Source organism: Homoserinimonas flava, assembly GCF_054969005.1.
In genome coordinates this window covers 1-15,138 of sequence record NZ_JBUEQS010000005.1, presented here as the reverse complement: position 1 = coordinate 15,138, position 15,138 = coordinate 1, and the positions used below count along the sequence as shown (strand labels likewise).

The 15,138-nt window shown below is 61.3% G+C and carries 11 protein-coding genes and 1 pseudogene; 4 read left to right on the top strand and 8 right to left on the bottom strand.

Annotated elements, in window-relative coordinates:
• Positions 1–122: 122 nt before the first annotated feature.
• From ACY48M_RS13025 to ACY48M_RS12995, 7 genes are all read right to left on the bottom strand, one after another.
• A complete protein-coding gene (locus ACY48M_RS13025) occupies positions 123–902 on the bottom strand; it encodes a hypothetical protein (protein ID WP_462820728.1) in 780 nt (259 codons plus the stop codon).
• Positions 903–1,288: 386 nt separating this feature from the next.
• Positions 1,289–2,332: a hypothetical protein gene (locus ACY48M_RS13020; protein WP_462820727.1), complete on the bottom strand. Its 1,044-nt coding sequence runs from the start codon at positions 2,330–2,332 to the stop codon at positions 1,289–1,291.
• Positions 2,329–4,749 carry an NACHT domain-containing protein gene (locus ACY48M_RS13015; protein WP_462820726.1) on the bottom strand — a complete coding sequence of 807 codons (2,421 nt, stop codon included), beginning with the start codon at positions 4,747–4,749 and terminating at the stop codon, positions 2,329–2,331. Before ACY48M_RS13015 ends, ACY48M_RS13020 begins: the two co-directional genes overlap by 4 nt.
• Before the next feature lie 232 nt (positions 4,750–4,981).
• The gene (locus ACY48M_RS13010) at positions 4,982–5,728 is read right to left on the bottom strand and encodes a hypothetical protein (RefSeq protein WP_462820725.1); all 747 of its coding nucleotides are present in this window, start codon (positions 5,726–5,728) and stop codon (positions 4,982–4,984) included.
• A gap of 283 nt (positions 5,729–6,011) precedes the next feature.
• Entirely contained in the window at positions 6,012–6,590 is a 579-nt protein-coding gene (locus tag ACY48M_RS13005) for a hypothetical protein (protein ID WP_462820724.1), read from the bottom strand.
• Positions 6,581–7,327 (bottom strand): NaeI family type II restriction endonuclease, encoded by a 747-nt coding sequence (locus ACY48M_RS13000; RefSeq protein WP_472850181.1) that lies wholly within the window; start codon positions 7,325–7,327, stop codon positions 6,581–6,583. The genes ACY48M_RS13005 and ACY48M_RS13000 overlap by 10 nt, the downstream gene beginning before the upstream one ends.
• A gap of 158 nt (positions 7,328–7,485) precedes the next feature.
• A complete protein-coding gene (locus tag ACY48M_RS12995; RefSeq protein WP_462820722.1) occupies positions 7,486–7,611 on the bottom strand; it encodes a hypothetical protein in 126 nt (41 codons plus the stop codon).
• Positions 7,612–8,594: 983 nt separating this feature from the next.
• On the opposite strand from ACY48M_RS12995, the gene ACY48M_RS12990 reads away from it, so the two are divergent.
• Positions 8,595–10,412: a DUF262 domain-containing protein gene (locus ACY48M_RS12990; protein WP_462820721.1), complete on the top strand. Its 1,818-nt coding sequence runs from the start codon at positions 8,595–8,597 to the stop codon at positions 10,410–10,412.
• A gap of 131 nt (positions 10,413–10,543) precedes the next feature.
• On the opposite strand, the pseudogene ACY48M_RS12985 reads toward ACY48M_RS12990, so the two are convergent.
• Positions 10,544–10,666: pseudogene (locus ACY48M_RS12985) on the bottom strand (IS982 family transposase); the annotation flags it as partial.
• Positions 10,667–10,723: 57 nt separating this feature from the next.
• Here ACY48M_RS12985 and ACY48M_RS12980 point away from each other — a divergent pair.
• The 3 genes from ACY48M_RS12980 to ACY48M_RS12970 all read left to right on the top strand — a co-directional run bounded on the left by ACY48M_RS12980 (position 10,724) and on the right by ACY48M_RS12970 (position 14,793).
• Positions 10,724–11,392 carry a Helicase associated domain protein gene (locus ACY48M_RS12980; protein ID WP_462820720.1) on the top strand — a complete coding sequence of 223 codons (669 nt, stop codon included), beginning with the start codon at positions 10,724–10,726 and terminating at the stop codon, positions 11,390–11,392.
• Positions 11,393–11,542: 150 nt separating this feature from the next.
• A complete protein-coding gene (locus tag ACY48M_RS12975; protein ID WP_462820719.1) occupies positions 11,543–12,007 on the top strand; it encodes a hypothetical protein in 465 nt (154 codons plus the stop codon).
• 212 nt (positions 12,008–12,219) lie between these two features.
• The gene (locus ACY48M_RS12970) at positions 12,220–14,793 is read left to right on the top strand and encodes an AAA family ATPase (RefSeq protein ID WP_462820718.1); all 2,574 of its coding nucleotides are present in this window, start codon (positions 12,220–12,222) and stop codon (positions 14,791–14,793) included.
• The last annotated feature ends 345 nt before the right edge of the window (positions 14,794–15,138 follow it).

The window sequence follows — 15,138 nt, the reverse complement described above, 5'->3', positions numbered from 1 at the left end:
TCAGACCGCACCTCGACGACCATACGGACAGCGCGCTCACGAAGCTCGCGCGGATATTTGCTGGGACGTGCCATAAGACTGATCCTTCCAAGAAATCAAGTCTCCGGACACACCGGGGCGATTCAGACAGGCGTTGCGGAGTCCTGAACTGGTTCGAATGGATCGAACGCCGAGAAGCTGACTGTGACGAGGTTGACGAACGGAATTGAGTCAGAGCCGGGCGCTGAATCAGTGAAGATGCCGGAGTGAGGAGAGGAGTGAAGAAGGGCGTTGGTCATGTTTCTTAGAAGTGACGTTTTACCCGCTCCATTGCTTCCGATGAGGACATGGACATTCGTCGGAGGCATCGAGCGGGGACGGACTTCGAAGTCGAGAGTGGGCGGGTCTTCGTGGCCGATCTCGGGGTACTGAAAGTTAAAGTTGTAGCGAGTGAGAGCAACCCCTCCTCGCGCGATTCGGCGAAACTGCTCCTCGACGGTCTTCTGATCAATGGAGCGAAAGAGTGAGGTCGTGGTTACCGTCTCTCTCGTAGCTCGTCCGAAGAGCTCTTCGTCCAGCGCGATGTCATTAAGGGCGGCGAGGACTCGTTGACCAAGTCCGCCATTCAAGGCGAGGAGTTGTTCGTAATACTCTCGATCTTGCCCAACCGAGAACTGAGTGCTGTCTAGATTGCGGAAGGAATCCGAGAGCGTAGGACTGCCGTAGTCATCGCCGAGCCCAAACTCGCCGATCTTGACGGCTCCTATCTCCTTCGTCTCGCCATCGCGATCGGCGTAGTGAAGGACGAACATCGTCTTGAAGCCGAAGTCATCCCAATTGTCACGAACCAAGCTGAAGGTGTTCGGATTTGAGCTGGGCCACCCGCTCTTGCTCTTGACGATGAATTTGACCGGGAAGCTCAACTAATTCTCTTTCTGCTGGTTTCAGTTCCTGGGGCACAGGTAGCTGAGCAGTCTTCCTATGCGGTCAGGTTCTGGCCAAGCCCGGAAGGAATCACGCCGGCTCAACGCTACCGTTGCTCGGCTCTAACGATCTGCCCCAAGCGCTCGACCAAGTGTCTAGGAGGGTGAGGTCCCGGTCAAGATCCGATTCATGGGCCAGAAACCCTGCTTTCGGGCCTCGGCTGGGGAAGAATGCTGTCGAGGTGACTGCCTGGGAAACCGAAACGATCGGCGGCGATGGTGGTCGTCACGCCACCCGCGTGACGCATAGAAGCACCACTCCGGCGGTTCGCTCAACCTCGGAGCAGAGGTACGTGAGCTCATAAGGGGCCTTCCCATGTTGGGTCTCACAGTCCCCAGCTGGTGGCCGCGCCAGGTAGCAGCCGCAGGGTGACGCGGTTGTTCTCGACCCCGCCGCTGAAGTTGATGTTGACTCCGGTAACCTGCCCGACTTCCTCGACGAGCGGATCCGATACGAGCACGAGCATGCTGGTCCAGAAGATCGGGACGGCTGGCTGGAACGTGATTTGATCCCCACGGAGGAAGTCGAGGTCTGCGGCGGCTCCGACATCCTTGGGGTAGCCGTATGTGACGAGTTGTGGCAGCACCTCGTCAACAGCGAAATCGACCGTGTCCGCTGCGTCCGTGAACGCCTTCGCGTATGCCGCCGCGCCACCCGATAGCCGTGCGACGGCGTCTTCCATCCGCTCCTCGCGGAATTGATGCCGTTTGAGCGCAAGATGCGGCTCGAACTCATCGACGCGCTCAGCTGACAGCTCAGCGCGAAGCGCTTGGCATTCGGTATGAAGTTGCTGGCGGTCGGGTTCGGTCAACGCGGCGCGGGTCGCTGCGAACCGTTGCCAGGACTCTGACGCGCGAAGGGCGGACGCCAGCTCCTGCAGTTCGTGGCTCGCGTCGATGGTTTCAGGCCCAGTGCGGAAGGTCGGTGGGGGTGAGAGCTGAAAACCTCGAGCCATGTCTCCGCGGGCCCAGACAGCTTTCCAGGTGAACTCTTGCGTGGTGAACGGGGTGTTTGCGACGAGTTGGGGGACGCGGAGCAGGGGGTACCCGGAAAGTTGGGCGCGGAGCCACGCCAGTTGGAGACGGAAGGCGGCCTCGACTTCGTATGCTGCGAGGAACCACGCACCGAAACTGTCTGGCCTTTTCACGCGCTCCCACATCGGTTGGCCTATAAAGTAACTCAGCTCTGAGTTGAGGCGCAGGGCGTGCGCACGCATCGACCCCGCACGATAGTCGGCAAGCATGGCCGTCAGCGGATCCTTCGACGGGATGCCATCTCGTGGCATCACTGAGGTCACCCTCCTCACGGTCTGCGAGTGTCGCCACTTGTCGGCGAGGGAGTCCACCGCAGTCCAGATTTCTTTCGTCATGCGAGCCACCCCGATGTGTCTGTGAGTTGTTCAACGGCTTTCCGGACGTCGGTTGCCGCGGCATGTGCTGGGCCACCGTCAAGAAAATGCGACGCGGTAGTCTGACCCCGCCGTTCCAAGGGTGCGTCCGGAAGCAAACGCGTTTCGACTGTCGCGGCATAGGACATCGGCCAGTCCTCGACTCCCCACATCTCCTCGCTCTCGCCGATGAAGAAGGTGAGGCCCAGCGGACGGAGCCGATCGAGGACGAGGGAGCGCTGGACTTCGGGGAAGGTGCCGAGGAGAGTGACAAGGTCGCGTTGACGATCTCGGACGAACTCCTTGACCCGGGTTTGAGCTTCCTCTCTAGATCGCGGGCGGGGAGAAGGGGCCGACGATACTGCATCGAATCGAGCGCGCAGGGACAGTCGCCAGAGTCGCACGGCCGCGTAGAGAGGCCCGCGGTCGGGTTCCGCGACGGTTCTCCCGATGGTATTCCCGGAGGCATCCGTGGCGCGCAGGACCCAACGACCGTCGAGGGCTTGTTTCGCGTGAACCGTGCAGCCGGCGGCCCCGAGAAGCACGTCCAGCAGTGCTGCTATCTGGCGCGCATCGTTGCCGCTGCCGGGGAAGTGGTGACTTGTCCGCGCTACGCGCACAGATAAGAACGGCAGGTCTCGTGAGACGAGATCTGAGACATCGACGCCGTGCTCACTGGCGAAGACCACCCATTCGGCCTGAGTCGCGCGAAGAGTGGAGGGCAGAGGGGCGAGACCTGCAGCTACTGCAGTCCCAGCGAGGTAGTCAGCGAGGGAGTCATGAAAGGGAGCGACTACCCCCATACCCACTTCGGTAATCAGACCGATGCGGAGGGCCGCGGCCCGTGCACTGGCGCCATCGGTCGCAGATGGGAGAGAAGTCGCTACCTCGTCGGTGCGGGCGACCCATTCGTATCTGTCTGAATATCGACGTTGTGCACTAAGCAGTTGGGCGAACACGACCCCCAATACTGGCAAGTAGGTTCGGGCGTCGATGGACGGAGCCCGCCTGCTCAGGTGCAAAAGGAACTTCTCATACACTGCGCTTCGAGTCAGCGCGACAGTGCCTCCCATGTCCGCTTGCACGAAGATGGTGAGCAGCATTGGGTTTCGTGCGCCATCTCCGAGGACATGCTCTGCGCGTGAGCGGATCAGTTCCAACCCCGGTGTGGTCGGGCCGATGATCGATCTAACTAGTCGCTCCTGATCCGAATATGCAAGGGGCGTGACGCTGAACGCTTCATGCACGGGCGCGGGCTCCAAGACGCGGCGCAACACTGCGGGGTCGCGCCCGACCAGCACGACCGATGCAAACTCCTGTCGGATGAGAAGCGGCTTCAGCTCCTCAGCGAGATGCTCAAGTGTGGCATCGGGAATTTCGGAGACGCCGTCTATGACGACAATAGCTGCGGGATCAGCGAGCACTTTGCGGCCGGCGTAGGTGGGAACAGCCCTTTCCAAACTGAACCCGAGCGCATCCGCGACGAGAGCCCCGAGGTGACCGGGTACGTAGGTCTCGGCCCGGCAAATCACAACTGCACGCCCGCTGGCTGCGGCCAATGACTGGAGCACCTGTATCGCGCTGGACTTGCCGGTGCCAGTTGGCCCCGACAAGTATGCCGTCTTCGCTAGGAGCAGGGCATCTGCGTCGACAGCGGCCTCGCCACCGTGAGCAGTTAGCGTGAGGGGCACGAGCTCTGGCGGGGTGCTCGCCACCGTACGCAAATACGAGCCTTTCAGGGCGCCCACCCATTGGTACTCGGCTCGTTCGCTACTCTCACCGCCGACCAGCGCTTGGAGCTCAACCGGTGTGAACAACCGCTCCGCCGGATCGTTGTGCGCCGCTCGCTCCATGAGCACCCTGACTAGGGAATCGACACGCTGCACGGCCGTTTGCTCTCTATCGCGTATCAGCGGGTCTAGCCGTGCAGCGATACGTCGTTCGGCAGCTTCAAGCAGAGTCCCGACGGAGGAGACGTCGACCTGGACGCGCGCGAATGTCAGACGTTCCGCGAGCGCTTTGGAGATGCCTAGTTCTTTCGCTAGTCGGCCCGTCCGGTCGGCTCCAGAACTTGCCAGGATGTCGCTCAGGGCCTGCGCGCCGGGCCCTAGCTCTCCGTTTGTAACGAACCTGAACTTGGCATTTGGCTCATTGAGGCCTACCCAACGCCGCATGACGTCGGCAATCGGCTTAGGCGTCCATGGTGCATTTGAGCGGCTCTTCATCTGGTGGGCCCTCACCAGACGGCCATCCGCATCGAGCACTTCGACGTCCACCACGTCATCTTTGCCCTCTACTCGAAGCTGATGCTCCGGATAATGTTCGACGATTTCGAGGGCGAGGTGGATAGCGTGCGCCTGCTGGTATGCGATTCCGCGAATCGTATCGGTGCCTGCCACGTGTCCTCCCAGGTGCGACCATAGCGGACGCCTCCGTCAAGGAGGGCCTTCGCTGCCGCCTACGACTAGTGGGCACCTCTCGGAGTGAGGCGTGTTCTGTCACCGGTGATCAGGTGTGAATGAGGGAGCATTGACAATGTGGTCGTTCGTCGAGCCTCAGGCAAAGCCCCCTTTCAGCGTGGCGCTGAAGACAAGGCGCATTGGATCGAACGCTCCTGACGCGGTGGTATGACTAAATGTCGAACTTGGCGGGGCTTGGACGATCAGTCTCCCAGATCTCCCAGCCGATCTTTCCTCCGAGTTCCCCGAAGCATCCCTGGACGCCGAGTCGGTGGAGGCAGAACCACCAGACGTCGAGTTCGTCGGCGACGTGGGCTCGCAGTCTCGCCTCGTAGGCGTCCAGCGCGCCGTTGTCGCCGTATGGGACGTAGTGGAACTCCGCGCGGTTCTGAACGTGGGCCTCGACCCGTTGCCAGTAATCCGCCGGGTCGTCGTACTGACCAGGCCTATCGGTCGCGAGGATGTCCAGTTGGTGGAAGCGACCTGATCTGCCGTAGCGGGCGAACGTCGCGAACACTAGCGGCAGCAGCGTGCTAGTTGTGATGCGCTCAGCGAGCCTCTCCGCATACCCTCGTGCAGGTGCCCTTGCGAGGCCCGCGTTGATCACCTGCGCGAGCATATTGCTCAGACTCTCGATGTCATGGCCCCAGGACTTCAGCTCCGGCTTCGTCGGCCATGCTCCGTTGTCCGTGACGGCGGCGCAGCCGAGCATCAGCTTCATTGTCTTTTCGACGCCGATGCTGCCGAGCGTGAAGACGGCGTCGCCACCACGGTGGACGTGCTTCATGTCCCGTATCTCTCGGATCGCGTCGCGCATGAGGTTCAGCGCGGACCCGGCTTCAGCGAGCAAAGCGAACCCTTGGCGCATGGAGAGGTCGGGGTGGAGTCCGGACATGGGACTGGGGGGCGTAGAGGTCATGATCCGGCGTTCTCCTCAGAACTACGCGGGCACCTCGAAGGTCATCGAAGCAGCGTGCCGCTACCGTAAACGCTACGGGTACCCACCGACCTCGGAGTAAGGTGCCGCCCGTCCTGCGGGCTTCGAGCGGGACAGTTGAAGTTCTTGACGACCCTTCGGCTTAGGCGGCGAGTGCGGCCGGTGCGGTGCTGGTCTTCTCGAATTCGATCGGCGTCAAACGGTCGAGAGCTCTCCCGCGCCCGGGCCGATCGCGGGTGCTGATCGTTCTGAGGGACCGCCGCTCTCAGTTCGCGGGCTTCTCAAGCAGCTGCTTCGCGAGCAAAAGATCGTCCTCGTAGTCCGCGAAGATCATTTGCATCACGGTGTGCTGCCCGCCTGATGACATATCAGAGTCCATTCCCAGGTCACTGCGCATCTCCGTGACGCAACTGTGGAAGAGAGAGTACATATACGGCTTCTCCCTCGGCGGTATGTTCCCTTTATTTTTCGAGGCGTATGTGAACCACTTCTCGAAGGCCTTTATCGATGTGGGGGAGGCCCAGATTGCGACTGTTGCTCGTTCGTTTGCGATATCCGGCAACTTGCCCGTGTATGAACCGATCATCCCGGCCAGCAGATCCCGATAAGCAGCGGCCCTCTGTTCTCGAAGTAGCGCCTCGGTTGCCTGACTCCGTTGCCGAGCTAAGGATGCCGATGTAACGAGGGCGATCGCGCTCGTAATTCCGACGGCCCCCAGAGCGACACCGCCACCGAGCGGCGACGGATCAACATGCCCCCACGCTGCATCAGGCAGCGACGTGGCGACGATGGCCACCCCGGCAGCGACAGCAGCGAGTGCGAGGGCCCAGAGAATCATGCGCATTTCACGAACCATAGCGTGGCTGTGGCTATCGGCGTCGTAACAGAGACACCGGGCACATTCGAGTTCTTAGAACAGCCCACCAAAGGGCCGAACCAAAAACCGTCCCAAATACTCAGAGTGAGATCCCTTTTGGCATATGCCGGGAGGGATTTTGTCGTTTGCGAAGAGGTCGAACAGCGGCGACTGCGGTCGGGTGGGAGATTTCTGGCTTGTCGCGCCCGGTTTGGGTGCCCGCTGCGCCTGCTCATGATTTCGGTCACTCTCGCTGACGGGAGCTGGAGCAGGGCGTTCGGCTGCATCGACGCGTCCTTGAAAAGCAAGGTGATCTGCGAGCGGCCGTGCGCGTTCAGGCCCGTTTTCTTGTCGCGATTCTCGCTTGTGCGCCGGTTCTCCGCGGTGACTCGCACGACACCAGCGCTCCAGACCGATCTCTGATCGTCGGCTTGGGTGACCAGGACGAGTTGCTCGAAGCTCTCCATAGGCAGCATCCAGGCGCCCGTGTGGGAGTACTTGCAGTCGACCTCGAGCCCGACGATCTTGAAGTCCAACACATCGCCGTCGCCGAACTCGAACTCGCGCTGGAGATTTATCTCGATGAGCGTGCCGAAGTGAGTCTTCTCGGTCTTGAACAGCTGCGCCACGCTGAAACGGCCAGTGCGCTGTCCGTCGTAAAGCTGATCGAACGTGGAACGGAACACTTTCGCCATCCGCGACCCGTCCGGGTCAAGTCTGCGCAACTCCGCTACGACCGCAGCAACGTCTGGATCGGCAGCAGAGGCGGGCAGATCGAAAAGTTCACCCCGCCACCATAGAGGCGATAACTCACTCAACGGTGACTCCGACTTAGGCTTACTTGCCAGGGCGATATCGGACTCGAACTACGCCCTGAGAGAGGTTATCGGCGGAGCCCGCGCATCTCACGAACGAAGATCCAGATGAGCCACAGTCCGCCCGTTACCAAGCACAGAATCACATCAAAAAGGAACTTGCCGAATCCGTACTTTGCTTTGTTGCGGGACATTCGGTGGACGCTCCTTCATTGTTCACAAGGTGCGAACCGGTACTGACTGTAATCCCGCTTACGAACGTCGCGACAGAGCCCATTGTGGGGGTCGCTTAGTAGTAGGTTAGCTGCGTCAACGATTCGGAAGATCGCGAACTCGCCGGGTTGCGGCGCGTACCTCCGGCAGGCCCCCTTCAACTAGAAAGCGGAAGCCGAGACCAGAGGAAATCTCCTCGGCGACCTTGGGAGCCGTCGCACACGGTCGAACTTCCATTCGACTTGGATGTAGCTTCCGCTGGAGCGAGCCGATATGCTTTTCCCCATAGATTGCTCGCACGAGGCCCGCGGGAAACCGGCCAGGGTAGCGAGTGACGACTATGGGGCTCGCTGAAAGTACGCGTTGTTACCTGCGGTCGTTCCTGTTTCACGACATGGAGCCCGTGGTGTCAACCTGCTCAAAAACCCCCTATTCCACCCTGTACGCAGCCGGCCGAGCTCTGCTCGCGGTGCGTGCACGAATGCGCGACCAGAAACGCGATCGTGTTGTCGTTGGCGTGCACCCATGCGGAGTCTGTGCCGCGTTCCACCTCACCTCGGCTCGGTCGGCTGACGGCTCTCGATGGACGAAACTCGCACTCGCCAAGGCGGGGAGCAATACGCCGACGCGCTAGAGGCGGCAGTCGCATGGCGAGGTGCATCAAGGGTGTCTTCCTTGCCGCATGCCGATAGCGGTGATCGTCATGTCGCGTCGCATCCGAGCTCATCGCTGCTGGTGGCGGATTTCTGCCCTGGATGTCCGGGACTGGTCACAGCGGTAGATGACGGCGCGCAAGTCGCTCGCTGCGGAGTGGGTACTTCTTGGCTGATGCTGGTTGACTGCCCGCTTGCGCGGGACAACTTGCGAGGACGAGCGCTGCATGGTCGGTGACGCCTTGATGTGTCGCCTGCCCGTCTGGCGAACCCCTGCTGGAAAGACGGCGGCAGCTTGTATGGTCGTAGCCATGGGTCACCTGCCTCCGAAAACCATCGCCGAAACCCTCCGTGGCATTCAGTCAAACGACTTGGTGCTCCCGGCCATCCAACGCGAGTACGTGTGGAAGCCGTCGCAGGTGGTGCGGCTCTTCGACTCGATCCTTCGTGGGTACCCCATTGGCAGCTTCCTGGCGTGGCGGATCGAGCCTGAGACGGTGGAGAAGTTCAAGTTCTACGGTTTTCTGAAGGACTATTCGCAGTTCGACAACCGGCACAATCCAGATCTAGATCTCCCAGGTCGGCAATTCACGGCAGTGCTTGACGGTCAGCAGCGACTCACGTCTCTGAACATCGGTCTGCGGGGCTCATATGCCGTGCGCGAGAAGTACGCGCGTCACAACACCGCGCGGGGGTACCCGACGCGCCGGCTGTACCTTAATGTGCTCGGTGAGGCGGCAACCAATGATGCCGGGCTGCTGTATGACTTCCGCCTCCTCACCGACGAGCAGGTCAGGGACTCCGCCGAGGACCCTGCGCATCACTGGTTCCCCGTCAACAAGGTCTTCGAGGCAACGAACGCCATGCAGCCGATGCGCGATCTTGCAGCTATCGGGTTGGGAAACCACACGTTCGCGATCGACGTGCTCGGCGAGCTTTATCACGCGGTCCATGCGAAGGAAAGCCTTCACATGTACGAGGAGACCGACCAGGACGTGGAACGCGTGCTGGACATCTTCATTCGAGTGAACTCGGGCGGCACCGTGCTCTCGTACAGCGACCTGCTGCTGTCCATCGCGACGGCGCAGTGGAAGGAACGAGACGCCCGTGACGCGATCCATGGACTAGTAGACGCGCTCAACTCCACGGGACCCGGCTTCAGCTTTTCTCAGGACGTTGTGCTGAAGGCGGGGCTCATGCTCGCCGGCATCAATGACATCGCGTTCAAGGTGAAGAACTTCAACGCGGACAATATGGCTGAGCTTGACCGCCAGTGGGATGGAATCGGTAACTCGCTCAAGCTGGCAGTTGGCCTCCTGAGCGATTTCGGGCTCTCGGATGCCACGCTGTCTGCGAAGAGCGTCATCATTCCTGTCGCGTACTACCTGCATACACGAGGGCTCGGCGACTCCTACCGGACCGCCGTGGCACACACCGCCGACCGAGTGCTCCTGCGATCTTGGGTGCTTCGCTCGCTCATTGTGCGCGGCGTCTGGGGCTCTGGGCTCGACACTCTCCTTCGCGACATCCGCACAGTGATCAACGACCATGGCCAAGCAGGGTTCCCTGCCCTGGATATCGAGCGGGCCATGGCGCTACGCGGAAAGTCCCTCGCGGTTACCAACGAGCTCGTCGACGACGTTCTCGACCTCTCCTACGGCGGTGCCCGCACCTTTGCTGTCCTCGCGATGTTGTTCGACCACGTGGATACCCGCAACCAGTTCCACATCGACCACGTCTTCCCCAAGGCGCTGCTAGACCCCAAGCGCCTCAAGGAACAAGGCTTCTCACGCGACGACGTCGAACACCTCATCGAACGGCGCGACCGCTTCGCCAACCTGCAACTGCTTGCGGGGCCGGAGAACATCGACAAGTCGGCTACCGTGCCCGACGAGTGGGCAGCCCGTACCTTCACGACAGCCGACGCTATGAGCAACTACCTGACGCTCAATGAACTGACCACCCTCCCCAACAGCGCTGCCGAGTTCGACGGCTACTTCGAGGCTCGCCGGTCAGCGCTGGCTGAGCGCATCCGCCGCAAGCTCTCCTCGGGAGTACCGGCACAGGCAGCCGCCGAAGAGGTCGAAGAATACGACGGCACAGAGCTCGACGCGGCACTCGATGACTAGATGAGTAATGGTCGTGGGCGATGAAGGATCGTTCGCGGGTGGCTCCGATGATCCAGTTGTGCGAGGTTCCGGAAGCGAGGGCCAGTAGCCGGTCTGCGACGCGTCCGCCGTGGTCTTCGAGGGGGGAGTCGGCAGTAGCCGTAGCCGGCGTGCCCGGCCTGGTCAGCGCGTTTCACTGTTTCCCGACACTCCCCGCAGGGCAGCGAGGTCGAGTCGATCGGTCGCGTGACCTCACCCCAGGACGGGGTATCGCGCCGCGGCCATCCCCACCATTCGCTAGCATTCGAGCAGGGCTACAAGACGGGGGAATCGTGGCTAGTCAACGCTGGTACGAGCAGATGGCGGATCTTGAGCAGTTCGCCGCGGCGACCGGGGAGCTCCCTCGAAGCAATGCCCGGCTCGGCCCGGATGAGGTCGTGCCTCGGGTGGCTCGGCTCGCTCAGTTCTTGCATGACCAGCGGAGAAACCGCGCTCAACTATCGGACGAGCAGGTGGCCCGCATCGAGAGTCTCCCCGGGTTCAGCTGGGCCCCGCTCGCTGATGCGTGGAATGCAACCGTCACCGACTACGGAACCTTCTTCAAAGCCCACGGACGCGTACCGTCCGCCCACGCCAACGACGCCCGCGAGCGACGCCTCGGGCAATGGGCGAGCGAGCAGAAGCGGCTCATCGCTGGCATTCCCGGGCGTAACCCACCGACGCCTGAGCGTGTTCGTCAGCTCGAAGCCATGCCGGGCTGGCGGCCTCATGACCCCGTGGATCAGCGCTCCGCGCGGATCGACGACCTGGCCGCCTTCGTCGGGCGCCACCAGCGGCCGCCGAAGCAGATGTCCAGAACCAAGACCCTCTCGCCGGAAGAGACGCGGGAGAATCGTCTGGCGGTGTGGCTGGGGGAGCAGCGCACTAAAGCGCGCCGAGACTTACTCGACCCGGAGGTCCGTGAGCGGATGGAACAGGCCCTCGGTGGGCCGCTGGCATAACAGGGTCTTATCAGCGGCGTGCGGTTTCCGATTCCCTATGGCATTGTGGCTCGCGTGTCACCCGCCGGATGTAAGACGGGTAACGTCCTTTACCTGATTCAGAATCTGAGCAACGCGCTCCATCGGTGCGCTCTGCGATACAGTCCAGATATGCGTGCCCGACTCGATATTGTGGCTGTCTCGGCTATCGTCCTCGCCCTTTCCGGTTGCTCTGCCGCGGATTCGGTTTGGCCGAATCCTCAGGCGACAGAGGAGGCTCAACCCACTGCCGCGCCGCCCACGCCCGCCGCAGATCTCACGGGATGCGATGGATTCGACGAAGCGATGAGCGCATACCAGAGCGAAGTCAACGTCGATTCTCCGGCCGAAGCCTTCGTCCCCGCGCTCAAAGCTCTTGCGCTGTCCGTGGGTGAGGCAGCATCAGAAGCCAGAGACCCGGCGATTCGGGCGGCACTGATGGACGTCGCAACCACATCCGCAACATACACGGACCTGGTTCGAGCCGGCAGTGAAATTCCGACGACCCAGGAGCTTGCATGGAGCACGGCCATCGCCGGCGCGTCGGAAGCGTGTGAAATGCCCGGGTACACAATTGAGCAAAAAGCAGGTGTCTAGCACCTCGTTGCGGCGGTGTCGCTATCCCTTAGGCGCGGCAAGGTTTGACCGAAGAGTGACTCAGGGTCAGCCGCGGGCACCAGAAAAACACTTTCGACATGCGGTGCGATTCAGCGCGAACCCTGTCGGAATAGCCATAGCCTGCACACTCGCAGACAAATAACCCGAACTTTCTTCGAGCGATTCTTCGGGCTGAGTTCAGGAGGAAATTAGTGACCCTCAACGAGGATCTGGCGAGTTGGCTGGCTGCGCGGCCGGACTGGCAGAAGGACGCTGTCGCGGGCTTCTGCCGCAGCGAGACGTTGTCGGCTGAGGATGTATCCAACATTGCGGACCAAGTGATTGCGGGAACCTACCCCGTTGCCGCGAATATCGAAGTTGCGGATATTCCTGGCTCCACGGCAGCGGGCGATCCCGTCAGCCTCGTGCAGGTATCGGGCGTCGAGGGTGTCAACGCACTCACCGGAGGCCAAACGCTCTCGTTTGGCGCCGTCGGCCTGACCATCGCTTTCGGTAACAACGCCAGCGGAAAGTCTGGCTACGCTCGACTCATCCGTGAAGCCGTCACCGCCCGCGTCAAGGCTGAGTACCTCCTCGGTGACGTCTTCTCGGATGTCGACACGACGCAGGCGGCGAAGCTCGACTACCAGGTCGGTGTCAACGCCAAGATGTGGAATCTCGGTGAGCCCCAGAGTACCGAGTTGTCCAGAATCCGGTTCTACGACGAGGACTGCGGCGAGGCATATGTCACGGCGGCCTCGGAGGTCAACTACCGGCCGTCCGCGCTTATGATCCTGGATCAACTGTCAGATGCTTGCGAGGCGGTTGCTGCTGAACTCGGTCGCCGACTTGGTGCGAACCAGACCGAGCGACCGCAGCTTCCTGTGCTCCACCCAGAAACGTCAGCTTCCACGTTCCTAACCGGCATCTCCGCCAACACCTCCATGGAGGCGATCGCGGAGGCCACCAAGTTGGCCGACGATCACGACGCGCAGCTTGCGAAGCAACTCGCGGAGGAGGCGCGACTCAAGGGGAGCGACCCGAACAAGGAGAACGATCGACTCACGGCGCTTGGGCGCGACTGGTCGACGGTCGAGATGCACGCTATGGCGGTGGAAGCCGCTCTCGGTGATGATGAGCAGCGCGCACTAAGGGAGCTGCAGCAGAGGACGGTTCAGCTCCGGGAGGCCGCCCGCATTGCATCAGCTCGAACCTTCGACTCTGAGCCACTTTCCAGCGTCGGGTCGGATACTTGGCGCGCGCTCTGGGAAGCTGCGCGCAAGTTCTCACTGGCCGACGCCTATCACGAGCACGATTTTCCGTTCACGGACCATGGCGCAGTTTGTTTGCTCTGCCAGCAGCCCTTGGATGAGCGGGCCGCTGACCGACTCTCTCGCTTCGAGGCGTTTGTCACGGACACAACGTCACGTGACGCGGACACGGTTGCCAAGGCACTTGCGATGTACAGAGACAGCTTCGCCGAACTTCAGACGCTGCCAGTCGCGGTTTCTACCGCAGTGAATCGACTGCAGGACGGTGGCGAGGATGTCCAGCCGGTGCTCGATTGGTTCGAAACCGGGACTCGCGCGGCTACGGCTGCGGTTGCGTGGCTCGATGGGACAGAGGGCGTCGATCTCTTTGCGCTCACAGACTCGATCAGCGGCCAGGCCACTGCGCGGGCTCAAGCGCTCGCGACGCAGGCGCGGGACATTGACGCGTCGACCTTCGCTCAAACGCTCAGCGCGACGAGCAAGAAGGTACTCGAACTCCAGGACGCCAAGACGCTCAGCGAAGCAAAGAATGCTATCGAGACCGAGGTAACGCGACTCGCCCAACGCAAGATGATCGAGGACGTCCGTCGCTTTACCGCGACCAACGCGATTACAACGAAGCGTGGAGAATTAACCGAGACGCATGTGACCACAGAAGTTCGGGATCATTTCACGCGAGAGACCGAGCGTCTGGGACTGCGCCGCGTCACTCTCAACCGAACTGGACGTGGCCGCAACTCCGCACTCGAACATCAGCCGAGCCTGCTCGGGTCACGACGCAATGCGGGCGTTGATGAGGTGCTAAGCGAAGGAGAGCAGACGGCACTCGGCTTGGCGGGATTTCTCACCGAGGTAGAACTCGATGAGTCGCGCTCTAGCGTTGTCTTCGACGATCCGGTGTCGTCGCTTGACGCCGAGCGGCGGATAAAGGTCGCGCAGCGCCTCGTCGAGTTGGCAAGTCAGCGACAGGTGATCGTATTTACGCATGAGATCACGTTCGTACATGCGTTGAACAGGGAAGCAAAGAGCAAGTCGGTCGCCGTAACAACGCGTTCGATCCAGCGCATGGGCGGGTCTCAGCCTGGTCTCGTCGTTGACCAGCTCCCATGGGCTGCGAAGGATATCCCTGAACGCACCAACAAGCTTGAAGCCGACCTTGCGCAACTGAAGCGGGAGCGCGAAAGCCTGTCAGAGGATGACTACACGGAGCGGACTGCTCAGATCGCGGGTCGACTTTCGGAGACCCTAGAGCGTGCGGTGAATCTGCACATCGTGAACGAGCTCGTCGACCGTGGAACGAACGAAGTTCGCCCGACCATGCTCAAAATCCTTCCTATGTTTACGCAGGACGATCATGACGAGTTCCAGGCCGCGTACGCGAAGACATCGAGCTGGGCAGCACGACACGACAACGCGCCTGAAGAGAACTACGTGGCGCCGACGGTTGACGAGCTCTGCGCCGAAGTCTCCTGGCTCAAGGGATGGCACGATCGGATCAAGCGCTACAGGAATTGATCCGTTCAGGCGTTCAGCAACTACCGGCCTCGCGCATCCCCTTGAGTGGAAGCCGGGGCAAAAAAGAGGAAAATCCGGAGAGGTGTGGAGGAAAACGCGCTTCAGCCGAAGAAAAGGCACCCGTGTTTCCGGGGCAGATTGAGTTCTTAGAACAGCCCACCAAAGGGCCGAACCAAAAACCGTCCCAAATACTCAGAGTGAAATCCCTTTCGAAGATCTTTGAATCGCCCCGGTGTGTCCGGAGACTTGATTTCTTGGAAGGATCAGTCTTATGGCACGTCCCAGCAAATATCCGCGCGAGCTTCGTGAGCGCGCTGTCCGTATGGTCGTCGAGGTGCGGTCTGA

Coding starts and splice junctions, on each gene's coding strand:
- ACY48M_RS13020 (WP_462820727.1), bottom strand. CDS start 2,332: ATGACGAAAGAAATCTGGACTGCGGTGGACTCCCTCGCCGACAAGTGG.
- ACY48M_RS13010 (WP_462820725.1), bottom strand. CDS start 5,728: ATGACCTCTACGCCCCCCAGTCCCATGTCCGGACTCCACCCCGACCTC.
- ACY48M_RS13005 (WP_462820724.1), bottom strand. CDS start 6,590: ATGCGCATGATTCTCTGGGCCCTCGCACTCGCTGCTGTCGCTGCCGGG.
- ACY48M_RS12995 (WP_462820722.1), bottom strand. CDS start 7,611: ATGTCCCGCAACAAAGCAAAGTACGGATTCGGCAAGTTCCTTTTTGAT.
- ACY48M_RS12990 (WP_462820721.1), top strand. CDS start 8,595: ATGGGTCACCTGCCTCCGAAAACCATCGCCGAAACCCTCCGTGGCATT.
- ACY48M_RS12975 (WP_462820719.1), top strand. CDS start 11,543: ATGCGTGCCCGACTCGATATTGTGGCTGTCTCGGCTATCGTCCTCGCC.